Annotated in this window: 16 protein-coding genes; 13 read left to right on the top strand and 3 right to left on the bottom strand. The window is 66.1% G+C overall.

From position 1 onward, the window contains the following. Position 1: 1 nt before the first annotated feature. The 6 genes from lapB to FCE95_RS03250 all read left to right on the top strand — a co-directional run bounded on the left by lapB (position 2) and on the right by FCE95_RS03250 (position 5,677). Entirely contained in the window at positions 2 to 1,180 is a 1,179-nt protein-coding gene (lapB, locus tag FCE95_RS03275) for a lipopolysaccharide assembly protein LapB (protein WP_137265552.1), read from the top strand. Continuing rightward, positions 1,180 to 2,181 (top strand): MraY family glycosyltransferase, encoded by a 1,002-nt coding sequence (locus FCE95_RS03270; RefSeq protein WP_137265551.1) that lies wholly within the window; start codon positions 1,180 to 1,182, stop codon positions 2,179 to 2,181. Before lapB ends, FCE95_RS03270 begins: the two co-directional genes overlap by 1 nt. Further along, the gene (locus FCE95_RS03265; protein WP_137265550.1) at positions 2,178 to 4,085 is read left to right on the top strand and encodes a polysaccharide biosynthesis protein; all 1,908 of its coding nucleotides are present in this window, start codon (positions 2,178 to 2,180) and stop codon (positions 4,083 to 4,085) included. Before FCE95_RS03270 ends, FCE95_RS03265 begins: the two co-directional genes overlap by 4 nt. A gap of 4 nt (positions 4,086 to 4,089) precedes the next feature. Further along, positions 4,090 to 4,986: a UTP--glucose-1-phosphate uridylyltransferase GalU gene (gene galU, locus FCE95_RS03260; protein WP_223266753.1), complete on the top strand. Its 897-nt coding sequence runs from the start codon at positions 4,090 to 4,092 to the stop codon at positions 4,984 to 4,986. Positions 4,987 to 4,989: 3 nt separating this feature from the next. Further along, positions 4,990 to 5,325: a tRNA-binding protein gene (locus tag FCE95_RS03255; protein ID WP_137265548.1), complete on the top strand. Its 336-nt coding sequence runs from the start codon at positions 4,990 to 4,992 to the stop codon at positions 5,323 to 5,325. Between the two features lie 106 nt (positions 5,326 to 5,431). Beyond that, on the top strand, positions 5,432 to 5,677 hold the full coding sequence (locus FCE95_RS03250; protein ID WP_137265547.1) for a hypothetical protein: 246 nt from the start codon (positions 5,432 to 5,434) through the stop codon (positions 5,675 to 5,677). Between the two features lie 65 nt (positions 5,678 to 5,742). On the opposite strand, the gene FCE95_RS03245 is transcribed toward FCE95_RS03250, so the two are convergent. Genes FCE95_RS03245 through FCE95_RS03235 form a run of 3 tightly spaced genes read right to left on the bottom strand, consistent with a single transcriptional unit; the run spans position 5,743 to position 10,024 of the window. After that, positions 5,743 to 6,948: an acetyl-CoA C-acyltransferase gene (locus FCE95_RS03245; RefSeq protein WP_137265546.1), complete on the bottom strand. Its 1,206-nt coding sequence runs from the start codon at positions 6,946 to 6,948 to the stop codon at positions 5,743 to 5,745. A 25-nt stretch (positions 6,949 to 6,973) separates the two neighbouring features. Next, complete coding sequence (locus FCE95_RS03240) at positions 6,974 to 9,346, bottom strand: 3-hydroxyacyl-CoA dehydrogenase/enoyl-CoA hydratase family protein (RefSeq protein WP_137265545.1); 2,373 nt, start codon at positions 9,344 to 9,346, stop codon at positions 6,974 to 6,976. A 57-nt stretch (positions 9,347 to 9,403) separates the two neighbouring features. After that, positions 9,404 to 10,024, bottom strand: a complete 621-nt coding sequence (locus tag FCE95_RS03235; protein WP_137265544.1) for a TetR family transcriptional regulator — start codon at positions 10,022 to 10,024, stop codon at positions 9,404 to 9,406. A 243-nt stretch (positions 10,025 to 10,267) separates the two neighbouring features. Here FCE95_RS03235 and ndk point away from each other — a divergent pair, with 243 nt between their 5' ends. From ndk to der, 7 genes are all read left to right on the top strand, one after another. Beyond that, positions 10,268 to 10,693 carry a nucleoside-diphosphate kinase gene (gene ndk / locus FCE95_RS03230; RefSeq protein WP_137265543.1) on the top strand — a complete coding sequence of 142 codons (426 nt, stop codon included), beginning with the start codon at positions 10,268 to 10,270 and terminating at the stop codon, positions 10,691 to 10,693. Between the two features lie 7 nt (positions 10,694 to 10,700). Continuing rightward, positions 10,701 to 11,861: a dual-specificity RNA methyltransferase RlmN gene (gene rlmN / locus FCE95_RS03225; protein ID WP_137265542.1), complete on the top strand. Its 1,161-nt coding sequence runs from the start codon at positions 10,701 to 10,703 to the stop codon at positions 11,859 to 11,861. Further along, positions 11,848 to 12,669 carry a type IV pilus biogenesis/stability protein PilW gene (gene pilW / locus FCE95_RS03220; RefSeq protein WP_137265541.1) on the top strand — a complete coding sequence of 274 codons (822 nt, stop codon included), beginning with the start codon at positions 11,848 to 11,850 and terminating at the stop codon, positions 12,667 to 12,669. Before rlmN ends, pilW begins: the two co-directional genes overlap by 14 nt. Continuing rightward, a complete protein-coding gene (locus FCE95_RS03215) occupies positions 12,666 to 13,469 on the top strand; it encodes a helix-turn-helix domain-containing protein (protein ID WP_137265540.1) in 804 nt (267 codons plus the stop codon). Before pilW ends, FCE95_RS03215 begins: the two co-directional genes overlap by 4 nt. 117 nt (positions 13,470 to 13,586) lie before the next feature. Further along, positions 13,587 to 14,219: a YfgM family protein gene (locus FCE95_RS03210; protein WP_137265539.1), complete on the top strand. Its 633-nt coding sequence runs from the start codon at positions 13,587 to 13,589 to the stop codon at positions 14,217 to 14,219. Between the two features lie 70 nt (positions 14,220 to 14,289). Beyond that, a complete protein-coding gene (bamB, locus tag FCE95_RS03205) occupies positions 14,290 to 15,480 on the top strand; it encodes an outer membrane protein assembly factor BamB (RefSeq protein ID WP_137265538.1) in 1,191 nt (396 codons plus the stop codon). 109 nt (positions 15,481 to 15,589) lie between these two features. After that, the gene (gene der, locus FCE95_RS03200; RefSeq protein WP_137265537.1) at positions 15,590 to 16,993 is read left to right on the top strand and encodes a ribosome biogenesis GTPase Der; all 1,404 of its coding nucleotides are present in this window, start codon (positions 15,590 to 15,592) and stop codon (positions 16,991 to 16,993) included. Positions 16,994 to 17,119 lie beyond the last annotated feature (126 nt).

Here is a 17,119-nt window from a genome sequence, read left to right as displayed (position 1 = left end):
GATGGCCTTCGTCAACGAATGGTTCTGGTTCTTCCTGTTGCTGCCGGTCGCGGCGCTGACCGGCTGGATCATCGGCCGCCGCGGCGGCGAACGGCATAGCGATAGCCAAGTCAGCCGCCTGTCCACCACTTACTTCCGCGGCCTGAACTACTTGTTGAACGAGCAGCCCGACAAAGCCATCGAGCTGTTCCTGCACATCGCCGAATTGGACAAGGACACGTTTGAAACGCAGGTCGCGTTGGGCCACCTGTTCCGGCGCCGCGGCGAAGTGGATCGCGCGATCCGGCTGCATCAAGGACTGGTGCAGCGCTCCGATCTCAACGATCAGCAGAAGGTGCAGGCCTTGCTCGCCTTGGGCGAGGATTACATGCGCTCGGGCCTGCTCGATCGCGCCGAAACGGTGTTCAGCGACCTGGCCCGCATCGACCAGCGCGCGCCGCAGGCGCTCAAGCATCTGATCGGCATCTACCAGGCCGAACGCGATTGGGCCAAGGCGATCGAGAACGCCACCCGCTACGAAGCGGCCACCGGCGAGCCGATGGGCAAGTTGATCGCTCATTTCGAATGCGAACTGGCCGATCGGCTGCGCGCGGGCGGCGACGTCGCCGGCGCGCGCCAGGCGATCGCGCGCGCCTACGCGGCCGATTCGGACGCGGTGCGGCCCGGAATCATGGAAGGGCGCATCGAAGTCGAAGCCGGCGACGATGCGGCCGCGATCCGCGCCTTCGAACGTGCGGCGCGGCACGATCCGGACTATTTGCCCGAAATCATGCCGGCGTTGCTGGAATGCTATCGGCGGGTCGGCGACGTGCCCGGCGCGCGTTCCTTCCTGACCGAGATGAGCGAACACTATCGCGGCGTGGCGCCGGTGCTGGCCTTGACGCGATTGGTGGAAGCCGACGAAGGCGTGGCCGCGGCGCGCAGCTATCTCGCCCGGCAATTGAAGGATCGGCCCTCGGTGCGCGGCGAAGCCGCATTGATCGATCTGACTTTGGCCGAAGGCACCGATCCGGAAGCCACGCTGCACGATCTGAAGCACATCACCGACCAATTGCTGGTGCGCAATCCGAGCTATCGCTGCAACCGTTGCGGCTTCGGCGCGCGTTCGCACCACTGGCAATGTCCCAGTTGCAAGGAATGGGGCACGATCAAGCCGCTGCTGAACTACGCGGTGGTCTGATGCCGGTCGCCGCTTGGCTGGCGCTGCATTTCGGCATCGGCGCGCTCGGCACTTGGATCGCCAGGCGCTATGCGCTGCGCGCACGATTGATCGATCAACCCGGAGAGCGCCGCAGCCATACCGCGGCGACGCCGCGCGGCGGCGGCGCGGCGATCGTCGCGGCGATGCTGGTCGCCGTTGCGGTGGAGATTGCGGCCGATCTGCAGGGCGCGGTGCTGCCCGCCGCTTTCGCCGTTGGGCTAATGCTGGTGGCCGGCATCGGCGCGATCGACGACCACAGACCTTTGTCGCCTTGGTTGCGATTGGGCGTGCATGCCGTGGCCGCGGCCCTGCTGGCCGGCGGTTTTTGGGCGGCTTACGGCGACCCATGGCTGACGTTAGGGGCCTTGGCGCTAGCCATCGGGCTGACCAACGTCTGGAACTTCATGGACGGGATCGACGGCCTGGCGGCCAGCCAGGCGGCCCTGTTCGCGGCGGCAGCGGCCGCATGGCTGCAGGGCCCCGCGCAATGGCTGGCGCTAGCTTTGTGCGCCGCCTGTTGCGGCTTCCTGCCGTTCAATTTCCCCCGCGCCAGGATCTTCCTCGGCGACGTCGGCAGCGGGGCCCTGGGCTATGCCGTGGCGGCGCTGTGTCTGGCGGTCGCTGCGGAAGCCCGGCCCGGTTGGGCGTTGTCCCTATTGCCTTTGGCGGCCTTCCTCGTAGACGCGGCGTTGACATTGGTAAGGCGGATGCTGCGCGGGGATCGCTGGTGGACGCCGCACGTGACGCATGCCTACCAAATAGGGGCTAGGAAAGGTGGACACGTGCCGGTCACGTTGATGTACGGCTTATGGACCGCGATCGGCATCGCACTATGGTGGTCGTTCCGGGCCGAAAATGCCGTCTTTATTACAATGGTCTTGTTGGCCTGGTATACCCTTTCGGGTTTGGTTTGGCGCGGGCTGCGCCGGGAAGACCGTTTGACGGCCGTTGGCGGTGGGATTTCAAAGGACAAGGAATGAAGGATTTTCGTGACCGTTTGAGCGCAGGATTGCCGCGTCTGGCGGTGGTCGCGCACGATCTGGCCATGGTGTGGCTGTGCTGGACCGGCCTGCATTGGGTCAGGTACGGCTTCGCCGCTAATCCGCCGCCGATGTCCTTGTGGTCGACCCAGATCGCGATCGTGCTGGTCGCCCAGGGCTTGGTGTTCTGGCAGGCCGGCTTGTATCGGGGCTTGTGGCGGTTCGCGAGCGTTCCGGACCTATGGAACATCGTGAAGGCCAGCCTCATCGGTTTGCTTGCGATTTCGCTGGGACTGTTCATCTACAACCGGCTCGATCCGGTGCCGCGCGCCGTTCTGCTGGGATACCCCTTCGCCTTGATCGGCCTGCTGGGCACGCCCCGCCTGCTTTACCGCGCTTGGAAGGACGCCACCAGCGAGCGCACCGGGCGCAGTTCGGTGCGGACGCTGATCCTCGGCGCCGGCGAAGCCGGCGACGCGCTGGTGCGCGATTTGCGCCGCTCCGGCGCTTACCAGCCGGTAGGCTTCCTGGACGATGCGCCGAAACTGCACGGCAGCAAGCTGCACGGCGTTCCGGTGCTCGGCAGCATCGGCGACGTGGTCGAAATCGCCAAGGAGACCTCGGCCAAGCTGCTGGTGATCGCCATGCCGGCGGTGGACGCCAGCGAAATGCAGCGCGTCGTCGCCGCTTGCGAACGTACCGGCTTGCCGTTCCGCACGGTGCCGCGTTTGGAGGACGTGCTGGTCGGCCGCTCGCTGCCGGGCGAGCTCAAAGAAGTCGCGATCGAAGATTTGCTCGGCCGCAAACCGGTGTTGCCGGATTGGAAAGCGATCCGCAGCTGGCTGGGCGGCCGCTCGGTGATGGTGACCGGAGCCGGCGGTTCGATCGGTTCGGAATTGTGCCGGCAGTGCGCGCGCCACGGCGCCCAGCGCATCGCCCTGGTCGAGATCGACGAACTATCGCTGATGACCATGGAAGCGGAGTTGCGCCGCGACTTCCCGAATCTGGAATGCGTCGCGGTGCTGGGCGATTGCGGCGATCCGGCCGTCATCAACCACGTGCTCGCCGAAGCCAAGCCGGACGCTTGTTTCCATGCGGCCGCCTACAAACAAGTGCCGCTGTTGGAAGCGCAACTGCGCGAGGCGGTGCGCAACAACGTGCTCGCCACCGAAACCGTGGCTGCGGCTTGCCGCGATGCGGGCGTGGGCACCTTCGTGCTGATTTCCACGGACAAGGCGGTGGATCCGGCCAACGTGCTCGGCGCCAGCAAGCGTTTGGCGGAGATGGTCTGCCAAGCCATGGCCGAACAGCGCAGCACGCATTTCGTGACGGTGCGCTTCGGCAACGTGCTCGATTCTGCGGGCAGCGTGGTGCCTTTGTTCCGCGAACAGATCCGCGTCGGCGGCCCGGTGACGGTGACCGATGCGGAAGTCACGCGCTATTTCATGACTATTCCCGAGGCTTGCCAGCTGATCCTGCAAGCCGCCGCGATCGGTTCGCACGAAGCGATCTACACCTTGGACATGGGCGAGCCGGTGCCGATCCGCTTGCTGGCCGAGCAGATGATCCGGCTGGCGGGCAAGCAGCCGGGCAAGGACATCGCGATCGTCTACACCGGCCTGCGTCCCGGCGAGAAGCTGCACGAGACGTTGTTCCACGCCGACGAACGCTATCGCCAGACCGCGCATCCCAAGATCCTGCAGGCCGAAGCGCGCAGCGTGATCGCCGATCAGGTAGTGTCAGCGCTGCGCGGCATGCGCGAGGCCACCGCGCGTTACGACCAAATCGCCTTGGCCCAAGCTTTGCGCTCCGCCGTGCCGGAATTCCAGCCGGCCCAGGAAGTGTCCGAGCCGCATGCGGCCACCATCGTCCCATTCCCGGCGCGAGAAGCGCGGAGGATCTGAAGCAGTGCAGCGCATCCGCAAAGCGGTATTCCCGGTGGCCGGCCACGGCACGCGTTTCCTTCCCGCCACCAAGACCGTGCCCAAGGAGATGCTGCCGATCGTCGACCGTCCGTTGATCCAGTACGCGGTGGACGAAGCGATCGAAGCCGGATGCGACACGCTGATCTTCGTCACCAACCGCTACAAGCACGCGGTCGCGGATTATTTCGACAAGGCCTACGAGCTCGAACACAAGCTGGAGAAGGCGGGCAAACACGAACAGCTCGACCTGATCCGCAACGTGCTGCCCGAGGGCGTGCGTGCGGTGTTCGTGACCCAGGCCGAGGCTTTGGGATTGGGCCACGCCGTGCTGTGCGCCAAACCCATCGTCGGCGATGAGCCCTTCGCGGTGCTGTTGCCCGACGATCTCATCTGGAACCGCGGCCCGGGCGCGCTGAAGCAAATGGCCGATCTGGCCGAAGCCAGCGGCGCCGGCGTCATCGCCACCCAGGACGTACCGCGCGATCAGACCGGCAGTTACGGCATCGTCGCTACCGAAGGTTTTTCGGGGCGCAAGGGCCGGATCACGGCGATGGTCGAAAAACCCGCGCCGGAGGACGCGCCGAGCACGCTGGCCGTGGTCGGCCGCTACATCCTGCCGGGCAGCATCTTCGAACTGCTGGAAAACACCACGCCCGGCGCCGGCGGCGAGATCCAGTTGACCGACGCGATTTCGGCGCTGCTGAAGCAGGACGAAGTGTTGGCGTATCGCTTCCAGGGCACGCGCTTCGACTGCGGCACGCATCTGGGCTTGATCGAGGCCACCATCCGTTATGCGCTCGACCACGAAAAGCTGAGCGATGCGGCGACGCAGCTGATGCAGAACGCGCTGAAGGAACTCGGCGTCATCGATCTGGAGTAGGGCGTGGCCGAACCGATCGAATGGGCCGACTTCGAGAAGGTCCTGATTTGCGCCGGTACCGTGCTGAAGGCCGAGGAATTTCCGGAAGCGCGCAAGCCGGCGTGGAAGATCTGGGTCGATTTCGGTCCGTTCGGCGTCAAGAAGACCAGTGCGCAGATCAAGGCGCTGTACTCGGCCGAGGAATTGGTTGGAAGGCAAGTGGTGGGCGTGATCAATTTTCCGCCCAAGCAGATCGGTCCCTTCGTTTCCGAGTTCCTGCTCACCGGGTTTCCCACCGAAGAAGGCGTGGTGTTGACGGCGATCGAGCGGCCGGTGCCGAACGGGACGCGCTTGGCCTGAGCGGGCGGCGCATTACCGAAGTTTAATCCTGCGGAAATCCGGCGGCGAAGCCGCAGCGACGACCCTGGCCGCGTGGTCGACCGGACCACGCTGCCGGAGAATCCGTATGCGTCGATTCGCTCTGCCTCTCGCCGTTGCGTTCGCGTTGTGCAGTCTCGGCGCCGCTGCGTCCGCGCCCCAAGCCGCGGCGCCTCAGTCCGCCACGACAGCGGCGGCCAAGCCGGCGCCCGCCAAGCCCGCAGCGGCGCATTGCCGCGACGCCAAGGGCAAGTTCGAATCCTGCGCGAAGCAGCAGGCACCGGCCAAGCGTTGCCGCGATGCGAAAGGCAAGTTCGCCGCGTGCCCGAAATAAGCGGGATCGGATACGAAAAAAGGGCGGCCTAGGCCGCCCTTTTCGCATCGAGTGGTCGCGTCGGACTACAGCGCTTCGAAAATGCCGGCTGCGCCCATGCCGGTGCCGATGCACATCGTCACCATGCCGTACTTCTGCTGGCGACGGCGCAGGCCGTGGACGATCGTCGCGGTGCGCACCGCGCCGGTCGCGCCGAGCGGATGGCCTAGCGCGATCGCGCCGCCGAGCGGGTTGACCTTGGACGGATCCAATCCGCTGTCGCGGATCACCGCCAGCGCCTGCGCGGCGAAGGCTTCGTTGAGCTCGATCCAGTCGATCTGGTCCTTGGTCAATCCGGCTTGCTTCAACGCTTTGGGAATCGCCGCGATCGGGCCGATGCCCATCACTTCCGGACGCACGCCGGCGACCGAGAACGAGACGAAGCGGGCCAGCGGTGTCAGGCCGTAATCCTTGATCGCCTGCTCGGACGCCAGCAGCACGGCCGCGGCGCCGTCGCTCATCTGCGAAGAGTTGCCGGCGGTGACGGTGCCGCCGAACTGGCCGTTGCGGAACACCGGGCGCAATTTCGCTAGGCCTTCCAGCGACGCATCCAGACGCGGGCCTTCGTCGTTTTCGACGAGCTGCTTCTTCAGCTGCACCACGTTGCCGATCAGATCCGGCACATGCGAAACCACTTCGTACGGGGAAATTTCGCTCTTGAATTCGCCGGCTTTGATCGCGGCCAGCGCCTTCTGGTGCGAGGCGAGGGCAAAGGCGTCCTGATCCTCGCGCGAAACTTTCCATTCCTCGGCGACTTTTTCCGCCGTGATGCCCATGCCGTAAGCGATGGCGACGTGGTCGTCGTTGAACACGGCCGGGCTCAGCGCGACCTTGTTGCCCATCATCGGCACCATCGACATCGATTCGGTGCCGCCGGCCAATACCAGATCGGCGTTGCCGAGCCTGATCTGATCGGCGGCCAGCGCGACGGCTTGCAGGCCGGAAGAACAGAAACGGTTGATGGTCTGCGCCGCGATCGTGTTCGGCAGCCCGGCCAGCAGCACGCCGATGCGCGCCACGTTCATGCCTTGCTCGCCTTCGGGCATGGCGCAGCCGATGATCGCGTCCTCGATCCGGTTCACGTCCACGCCCGGCGCTTGCGCGACTACGGCCTTCAGCACGTGCGCCAGCATGTCGTCCGGGCGGGTGTTGCGGAACACGCCCTTGGGCGCCTTGCCGACCGGGGTGCGGGTGGCGGCGACGATGTAGGCGTCTTGGATTTGCTTGCTCATGGTGTCTGTCCTGTGTCGTCGTCGCTTAGTTGCGGAGCGGCTTGCCGGTCTTCAGCATGTGCGCGATGCGTTCCTGCGTCTTCTTCTGCTGCGCCAGCTCGACGAAGTGCTTGCGTTCCAGCTTCAGCAACCACTCTTCGTCGACCAGCGCGCCGCGGTCGATCTCGCCGCCGCAGAGCACGGTGGCGATGCGGGTCGCGATCTCGTAGTCGTATTCGCTGATGAAGCGGCCCTCCAGCATGTTGACCAGCATCATCTTGAAGGTCGCGATGCCGACGTCGCCGGCCACGGCGATGCGGCGCGCCGGCAGCGGCGGGCGATAGCCGCTTTCGGCCAGCGCCAGCGCTTGTCGCTTGGCGACGTACAGCAATTCGTAGGCGTTGAAGACGACCTTGTCGGTGTCGCGCAGCAAGCCCAGTTCTTGCGCCTCGACGGCCGAAGTCGAGACCTTGGCCATCGCCACGGTCTCGAAGTAACGCTTCAGCTGCGCGAACACGTCGCCGCCCGGGCCCGCGGCCTGCGCAGCGCGCACCGCGATTTCCTTCAAGCCGCCGCCCGCGGGCAGCAGACCGACGCCCGCTTCGACCAAGCCGATATAGCTTTCCAAACCGGCGACGGTCTTGGCGCTGTGCATCTGGAATTCGCAACCGCCGCCGAGCGCCAAACCGCGCACCGCGGCGACGACCGGCACCAGCGAATACTTGATCCGCTGGCTGGTCGCCTGGAAGTTGGCGACCATCGCTTCGAAGCCTTCGACGTCGCCGGCTTGCAGCAGGCCGAGCGCGCCGGCCAGATCGGCGCCGGCGGAGAAGGGTTCCTTCTGCTGCCAGATCACCAGGCCTTTGAAATCTTTCTCGGCGCGCGACACGGCTTCCTGCAAGCCGTTCAACACGTGATCCGAAACGGTGTTCATCTTGGTCTTGAACGACACGACCGCGATGCCGTCGTTGTCCGTCCACATCCGGATGCCGTCGTTCTCGAACACCGTGTCGCCCTGCGGGAACGACTCGCCCAACAGCGGATCCGGGAAACGCTGGCGCTGGTAAACGGGCAGGGCAGAGCGCGGCAATTTCGCGTTCTTGACCGGGCTGTAGCTGCCTTCCGCGGCATGCACGCCCTCGCGGCCGTCGAACACCCAATCGGGCAGCGGCGCGCTGCTCATCGCCTTGCCGGCGACGATGTCGTCGGCGATCCACTGCGCCACCTGTTTCCAACCGGCGGCCTGCCAAGTTTCGAACGGACCCAGCGACCAGCCGTAGCCCCAGCGGATCGCCAGGTCCACATCGCGCGCGGTCTCGGCGATGTCGGCCAGGTGGTAGGCGCTGTAGTGGAACAGATCGCGGAACACGGCCCACAGGAATTGGGCCTGCGGATGCTTGCTTTCGCGCAGCTTGGCGAATTTCTCGGCCGGGTTCTTGATCTTCAGGATCTCGACCACTTCCGGCGCCGCCGTGCCTTCGGCGACCCTGTAGTCCTGCGCCTTCAGATCGAGGACCTGGATGTCCTTGCCGACCTTGCGGAAGATGCCGGCGCCGGTCTTCTGGCCCAGCGCGCCCTTCGCGATCAGCGCTTCGAGCCACTTCGGCGACTGGAAGTACTTATGCCAGGGATCGTCCGGCAGGGTGTCGGCCATGGTCTTGATGACGTGGGCCATCGTGTCCAGACCGACCACATCCGAGGTGCGGTAGGTCGCCGACTTCGGCCGGCCGATCAGCGGGCCGGTGATCGCATCGACTTCGTCGAAGCCGAGCTTGTGTTCGGCCGTGTGATGCACGGTGGCGAGGATCGAAAACACGCCGATCCGGTTGCCGATGAAGTTCGGCGTGTCCTTGGCGTAGACCACGCCCTTGCCGAGCGTGGTGGTGAGGAAGGTTTCCAGGCCTTCCAACACGCCCTTGTCGGTGGTCTTGGCCGGAATCAGCTCGGCCAGATGCATATAGCGCGGCGGATTGAAGAAATGCACGCCGCAGAAACGGTGGCGCAGCTGTTCCGGCAGCACTTCGGCCAGCTTGTTGATGCCCAAGCCCGAGGTGTTGCTGGCCAGCACGGTGTGATCGGGCACGAACGGCGCGATCTTCTTGTACAGGTCCTGCTTCCAATCCATCCGTTCGGCGATGGCCTCGACGATCAGATCGCAATCGCGCAGCAGTTCCAGCCCCTGGTCGTAGTTGGCCGGGACGATCGCCTCGGCCAGCGCCTTGCTGGCGAGCGGGGCGGGGCTGAGCTTGCCCAGGTTGGCGAGGGCCTTCAGCACGATGCCGTTGGGGCCGCCTTCCTTCGCCGCCAGGTCGAACAGCACCGTGTCGACGCCGGCATTGGTTAAGTGGGCGGCGATCTGGGCGCCCATGACGCCGGCACCGAGAACCGCGGCGCGGCGGACGAGTAGTTTCTCAGACATCGCTTCTATCCGTTTGATTGATAAGGATGGACGGCCCTGAAAAACCGGGCCGCGAGATCATTCCGCGCCGAGGCCGGCCGCCGCGAAGCGGACCAGTTCGCGCGCCGCGCGCTGGCAATGCGCCTGGTCGCTGCCGCCGCCCATGCGCTTGTTGTGGCCGAAGTCCGCCATGGCATAGGTCAGGGCGCCGGCGACGAAATCCAGGCGCCAGGCCAGGGTTTCGCGCGGCAGGTCGGGCACGCAGGCGGCGACGGCCTTGGAGAATTCGCGCATCACGTGGCCGTAGTGCTCGGACACGAACTGGCGCAGGCGTTCGTCCTTCTCGGCGTAGGCGCGGGCCAGTACGCGGACGAAAGCCGAGCCGCCTTGGCGGTCCAGGCTCAGGGCCAGGGCGGGTTCGATGAAGGCGGCGAGCACCGCCTGCAGATCGCCGGGAGTGCGCTCCCGAGCTTCCTTCAAGGCGCTCAAGCGGCGGTCTGACAGCTCGTCCAGACGCCGCCGGAACACCTCGTTGATCAGGTTTTCCTTGCTGCCGAAGTGGTAATTGACGGCCGCGATGTTGACGTCGGCGCGGCTGGTGACCTCGCGCAGGGACGTGCCGGCGAAGCCTTGCTGAGCGAACAGCGATTCGGCCGCGCCGAGGATGCGGTCCTTGGTGTTGAAGTTGGTGCCGGCCATGGCTCAATCCCCCGATTGAATTAGTCGATTCAAACGAATGATTGAAAGATGCACGATCCGGGCCAAACGGTCAAGGGGCGCAAAACCGGCCAAGGGCCGGTGTACGCCGGATGACGCATCCGTTAAAATTCCCTTCGAAAGTGTGTCTAACCCCGCGTTCGCACGCGGATTTTTCGTGATAACCTCGGGTCTTGTTCAGCTGCAAGGGGCGGCTGGACGGCCCACGCACTGGAGTTCATCCACATGGCGCTGGAGCGCACCCTGTCGATCGTCAAGCCCGATGCCGTCGCCAAGAACGTCGTCGGCGAGATTTATTCGCGTTTCGAGAAAGCCGGCCTGAAGATCGCGGCCGCGAAGATGAAGCACCTGTCGCGCAAAGAAGCGGAGGGTTTCTATGCGGTGCACCGCGAACGTCCGTTCTTCAACGCGCTGGTCGAGTTCATGTGCTCCGGCCCGGTGATGATCCAGGTGCTGGAAGGCGACAACGCCATCGCCAAGAACCGCGAGCTGATGGGCGCCACCAATCCGAAGGACGCCGCGCCGGGCACGATCCGCGCCGACTTCGCCGATTCGATCGACGCGAACGCCGTGCACGGTTCCGACGCCGCGGAAACCGCCGCGGTCGAGATCGCGTACTTCTTCCCGTCGACCGAAGTGTACGCACGTTGATGTCGAAGTGAACAACGCGATCGCCAGCAAGCAAAACCTCCTCGAGCTCGACCGCGTCGGGCTCGAGGATTTCTTCGAGCGCACGCTCGACGAAAAGCGCTATCGCGCGCACCAGGTGATGAAGTGGATCCACCATCGCCACGTCACCGATTTCGCCGAAATGACCGATCTGGGCAAAGCGCTCCGCGCCAAGCTCGAAACGCACGCCGAAGTGCGCGTGCCGCAGATCCAGTTCGAGAAGCCTTCCGCCGACGGCACCCACAAATGGCTGCTGGGCATGGACGGCAGCAACGCCATCGAAACCGTCTATATCCCGGATAAAGGCCGCGGAACCCTGTGCGTGTCGTCGCAGGTGGGCTGCGCGCTCAACTGCCAGTTCTGCTCGACCGCGACGCAAGGCTTCAACCGCAACCTGTCCACCGCCGAGATCATCGGCCAGGTGTGGGTGGCGGCGAAGCATTTGGGCAACGTCCCGCACAAGCAGCGCAAGCTCACCAACGTCGTGATGATGGGAATGGGCGAGCCGCTGATGAATTTCGACAACGTCGTGCGCGCGATGAGCGTGATGCGCGACGACCTGGGCTACGGCCTGGCCAACAAGCGGGTGACGCTTTCCACCGCCGGCATGGTGCCGATGATCGACAAGCTCGGGGAAGTGAGCGACGTGTCGCTGGCGGTGTCGCTGCACGCGCCCAACGACGAGCTGCGCAGCGAATTGGTGCCGCTCAACAAGAAATACCCGATCGCCGAATTGATGGCCGCCTGCGAGCGTTACGCGCGGCGCAAGAAGGGCGAGTCGGTCACCTTCGAATACACGCTGATGAAGGGCGTCAACGACCAGCCGGTCCACGCGAAGCAATTGGCGCAGCTGATGCGCCGCTTCGACAACGCGCTGCAGATGAAGGACGCGGCCAAGGTCAACCTGATCCCGTTCAATCCGTTCCCGGGCACGCGCTTCCAGCGCTCGTCCGAAGCCGACATCCGCGCGTTCCAAAAGTCGTTGCTGGATGCGCACGTGCTGACGATGGTCCGGCGCACCCGCGGCGACGACATCGACGCCGCCTGCGGCCAGCTGAAAGGCCAGGTGACCGACAAGACCCGGCGCCAGGCCGAATTCCGCAAGAAACTCGAAGCGCAGGGTGGGGGGAAGGTCGGTGAGGCGGCATAGCGCTCTCCTGCTCCTGGCCCTGGCTGCTGCTGCGGCGCTGCCGGCGTGCAGCCGCCTGACCTTCATCAAGCCGAACTACAGCGGCGGCAAGTACCGGGAACTGCAGACGCCGCCCAACATCCGCGACAGCGCCCAGGTGAAGCAGCGCATCAGCGCCCGCGAAAGGTTGGGCTTGGCCGCGAACCGCGTGCGCAGCGGCGAACTGGACGAAGCCGAGCGCGAGATCCGCACGGCGCTGAAGGAAGATCCGCAGTCGGCGGAGGCCTTCACTTTGCTTGCGGTGGTGGAAAGCAAGCGCGGGCGCAGCGCCCAGGCCGGGCAGCATTACCAGCGCGCGGCCGAACTCGCCCCCGACCGCGGCGCCGAGCTCAACAACTACGGCGCCTGGCTTTGCGCCAACGGCCGCGCCGAGGAAGCCTTGGGCTGGTTCGACCGGGCGGCGGCGATCCCCAATTACCCCGAACGCGGCGCCGCCCTGGCCAACGCCGGCGCCTGCGCGCAGCAAGCCGGCCAGTCGGCGCGCGCCGAACGCGATCTACGCAAAGCGTTGCAGTCGGACCCGAGCAATCCGGTCGCCCTGGCCGCCATGGCCGAGTTGGCTTACGGCAAGGGCGAATACTTCGAAGCGCGCGCTTTCTCCGAGCGGCGCCTGGCCGCGGCTCCCGCCAATCCGCCTTCGTTGCTACTAGCGTCACAAATCGAAAACAAACTCGGCGACAGGGCTGCCGCCGATCGTTACGTTCGCCGGCTGAAACAGGAGTTCCCTAAGGCCGGCACCGCGAACGCAGTGGAAACACGACGACCATGAGCACTCAAGAACGATCCAGCTCCCCACCGGCCGGCTGCGGTGCCCGCCTGCGCCACGCGCGCGAAGCGCAGGGCTTGCGCCTGGAAGACGTCGCCTCGCGGCTGAAAATGCCGCTGCGGGTGGTGCAGGCGCTGGAGAACGACGATTGGGAGCGGGCCGGCGCGGCGGTATTCGTGCGCGGCCAATTGCGCAGCTACGCCAAGCTGCTCGGCATCCGGATCGACGACGCCATCGAGATGGCGGGCGTGCAACGGGTCGAGCCTTCGGAAATCGTCAGCCACGTGCACACTCCGCCGCTGCAGCGCCTGTTCGAACAGGTGGCGCGCCGCGCGGTGTACGTGGTCATGACCGCGGTGATCGTGGTGCCGGTGTGGATGATGGCCACGCGCGGTCCGCTCAGCCTGCCGCAGGACAACGCCGCCCGCTTGGATGCGCCCGCCGGACGCCAGGCATCGAAAACGACGCAGGAAAACCAACGCCCCGCTGCGCCGGAGCGCGCGCCCGTGGTGGCCTCGCTGGCCTCGCTGCCGGCGCAGTCGGCGTCGGCGCTCAGCCTGCGCATGAACGGCGACAGCTGGGTCGAAATCGTCGCGCCCGACGGCCGCACGATCGAACAGGGCCTGGTCGCTTCGGGCAGCCAGCGCCATTACGGCAACGGCGAAGTGGCGCGGATGGTGATCGGCAACGCTACGGCCGTGGAAGTGCTGCAAGCGGGCCAGCCGGTCGATCTGGAGCCGTTCCGGCGAGCCAACGTCGCGCGCTTTACGGTATCCTCTGACGGTTCCCTGGCGCCCGAATGAAGTTCCGGCCGGCTGCGGCCGCCGTCTGATCCGATCCGCCAGGGGCGCGAATGGCGGCCCGCTCGCGGGCCGTACCCCTTTTGAACGACCCGCGCGCAGGCGCGGGCGAGAGAACGCATGGCGATCGACGATCTGCTCGACGAGCACGAACAAAGCGAAAAAGTCCGCGGTTGGCTGCAGAAGAACGCGCTGAGCCTGATCGGCGGCGTGGCCCTGGGCCTGGGCCTGATCGGCGGCTGGCAGTGGTGGCAGAAGCGCACCCAGGACGAACGTTCTTCGACGAGCGCGCGCTACGCCGAAACCGTCAAAGCCATCGGTACGGATCTGAACAAAGCCAAGACTTCCGTGGCCGGTTTGCCGGTGGGCAGCGAATACGCCGCGCTCGCCTCGCTGCAGTTGGCGAAGGCGCAAGTGGATGCCGGCAAGCGCGACGACGCCATCGCGACCCTGCGCGGCATCAAAACCGAAGATCCCGGCATCGCCGGCACGGTCTCCCAGCGCCTGGCCCGTTTGCTGACCGATGCGGGCAAGCCGAAGGAAGCGCTGCAGCTGCTGGCCGACGCGAACGACGCCGGCGGATTGGAAGCCAAAGGCGACGCTTACGTCGCTCTGGCCCAGCACGACGCCGCGCGCGAAGCCTACGCGCGGGCTTTGACCTTGCTGGATGCCGGCTCGGCCGATCGCCGCCTGCTTGAACTCAAGCTGACCGATGCCGGCGGCTCACCCTCCAAACCGGGCGGCAAGACCTGAGACACTGGCGGCCGTTCGCGGCGCCGCCGGCCGGCTTCGAGTCGGCTATCAATCAAGGAACACCGATCCGATGATCCAAGCCCAATCCTTCCCAGGCGCTTTCCTCAAGCGCGCCGCCATCGCCGCTCTGGTCGTGTTCGCCCTCGGCGGCTGCACCACCATCAAGGGCTGGTTCGGCGGCAATAAGAACAAGCAGAACGAGCCGGCGGAGCTGACCGATTTCACCGCCAGCGCGCAGGTGTCCAAGCTGTGGTCCGCGCAGGCGGGCAAGGGCGAGAAGCGCTTGGGCGTGCGCCAGCGTCCGGCGGTCGCCGACGGCCGCGTGTATGCAGCGGCGGTGGAAGGCGGCGTGCGCGCGTTCGATTTGCGTAGCGGCAAGCCGGTCTGGCATTACGAATCCGAACTCCTGCTCGGCGGCGGCCCCGGCGCCGGCGAAGGCCTGGTGGTGGTCGGCGGCATGGAGGGCGACGTGATCGCGCTCGACGCCGCCACCGGCGCCGAAAAGTGGAAGGCCAAAGTCAGCAACGAAGTCATCGCCGCGCCGGCGGTCGGCAACGGCCTGGTCATCGTCCGCGCCAACGACGGTCGCGTCAGCGCCTTCGATGCCGCCACCGGCGAGCGCCGCTGGTTCTGGAGCAAGGAACTGCCGGTGCTCACCGTACGCGGCAACGGCACGCCGACGCTGGGCCCGGGTTACGTCTTCATCGGCAACGACGACGGCACGGTGACCGCGCTCTCGATGAGCGACGGCACCGAACTCTGGACCCAGACCGTGGGCCAGGCCGAAGGCCGCAGCGAACTCGAGCGCATGGCCGACGTCGACGGGCCGCCCGTGCTCGACGGCACCACGCTGTACGCGACCAGCTACAAGAAGGAGACCCTGGCGATCGACGCGCCCAGCGGGCGTCCGCTGTGGACCAAGGACAACGGCGGCGTCGGCGGCCTCGGCTTGGGCGCGGGCAGCGTCGTAGTCGCCGATCCGGGCGGCACGGTCTGGGCTCTGGACCGCTCGAGCGGCGCCGCGATGTGGCAACAAGCCGGCCTGGTGCGGCGCAATTTGAGCGCGCCGGCGGTGCAGGGCGACTATGCCGTAGTCGGCGATTTCGACGGCTACGTGCATTGGCTGAAGCTGTCCGACGGCACCTTCGCCGCGCGCTCGCGCGTCGGCGGCGATCCGGTGTTGGCGCAGCCGGTGGTCGCCGACGGCATCCTGATCGTGCAGAACACCGAAGGCGAGTTGACCGCGTTCGAGGTCAAATAAGCGCCATCGGCCAGCGAAAAGTTGGCCCCATCCCGCGGCCCCGGGTAGTCTGCCTGCCCGGGGCCGAGTTTTTATGCCTCCCCGTTAACCGAAACCGCATTCCGAACCCATGTTGCCGCTAGTCGCCCTGGTGGGCCGTCCCAACGTCGGCAAGTCGACGCTCTTCAATGCGTTGACCCGCAGCCGCGACGCGCTCGTTCACGACGAACCCGGCGTGACGCGCGACCGCCATTACGGCGTGTGCCGCTTGAACGAAGCGCGCCCGTTCGTGGTGGTGGATACCGGCGGCATCGCGGGCCAGGAAGAAGGCCTGGCCGGCGCGACCGCGCGCCAGTCGCGCGCCGCGGCGGGGGAGGCGGATCTGGTGCTGTTCGTGGTCGACGGCCGCGAAGGCGCCTCCTCGCTGGACGACGACATCCTGCAATGGCTGCGCAAGACCGCGCGGCCGGTATTCCTGGTGGTCAACAAGACCGACGGCCTGGATTCGCGCACGGCTTTGGCCGAGTTCTCGCGCTACGGCTTCGCCGATGTCTTCGCCGTGTCGTCGGCGCACCGCCAGGGCCTGGACGAGCTGCTCGCGAAGGTCCTGGCCAAGTTGCCGGCCGACGGCGATGCGACGATCCTCGACGACGATCCCGAGCGCGTGCGCATCGCCTTCGTCGGCCGCCCGAACGTCGGCAAGTCGACCTTGGTCAACCGCATTCTGGGCGAGGAGCGCATGATTGCCTCCGAAGTCGCGGGCACGACGCGCGACTCCATCGCCACGGACCTGGAACGCGACGGGCGCAAATACCGGTTGATCGACACCGCCGGCATCCGCCGCAAATCCAAGGTGGAACAGGCGGTCGAAACGTTTTCGATCATCAAGACGCTGCAGTCGATCGAGCACGCGCAGGTCGTGGTGATCATGCTCGACGCCGCCGAAGGCGTCACCGAACAGGACGCCAGCGTGCTCGGCGCCGTCCTCGACGCCGGCCGCGCCCTGGTGGTGGCGGTCAACAAGTGGGACGGGCTGAGCACCTACCAGCGCGAGCAGGTGGAAGCGCTGCTGTCGCGGAAATTGGCCTTCGTGACCTGGGCCGAAGCGGTGCGGATCAGCGCCAAGCACGGTTCGGGCCTGCGCGAACTGTTCCGCGCCATCCACCGCGCGCACGCTTCGGCGACGCGCCAATTCGGCACGTCCGAGATCACCAAGGCCCTGGAAATCGCCTACGAGGCCAATCCTCCGCCGGTGGTTCGCGGCCACATCGCCAAGCTGCGCTTCGCGCATCCGGGCGGCGAGAATCCGCCGACCTTCGTCGTCCACGGCTCGCGTTTGCGCACGCTGTCGGACACGTACAAGCGCTACCTGGAGAATTTCTTCCGCAAGCGCTTCAAGCTGGTCGGCACGCCGGTGCGTTTCGTGTTCAAGGAAGGCGAGAATCCGTACAAGGACAAGAAGAACGTGCTGACCGACAAGCAGGTCGCCAAGCGGCAGCGCATGATCCGGCACATCAAAAAACGCGGTAAGTGAGCCTGTCGGTCTGCACCTTTTTTGTCGGAGCGGCTTTAGCCGCGATCTTTTTCCGCCAGACCGCAGCGACCCGCGGAAGAAAGTTCGCGGCTAAAGCCGCTCCCGCAAAAACCGCGAGCGGAAGGA

The organism is Luteimonas gilva, assembly GCF_005239095.1.
Classification (GTDB): Bacteria; Pseudomonadota; Gammaproteobacteria; order Xanthomonadales; family Xanthomonadaceae; genus Luteimonas_C; species Luteimonas_C gilva.
Note: the sequence above shows the minus strand (reverse complement) of the source record. Positions and strands in the feature narration are given on the sequence as shown.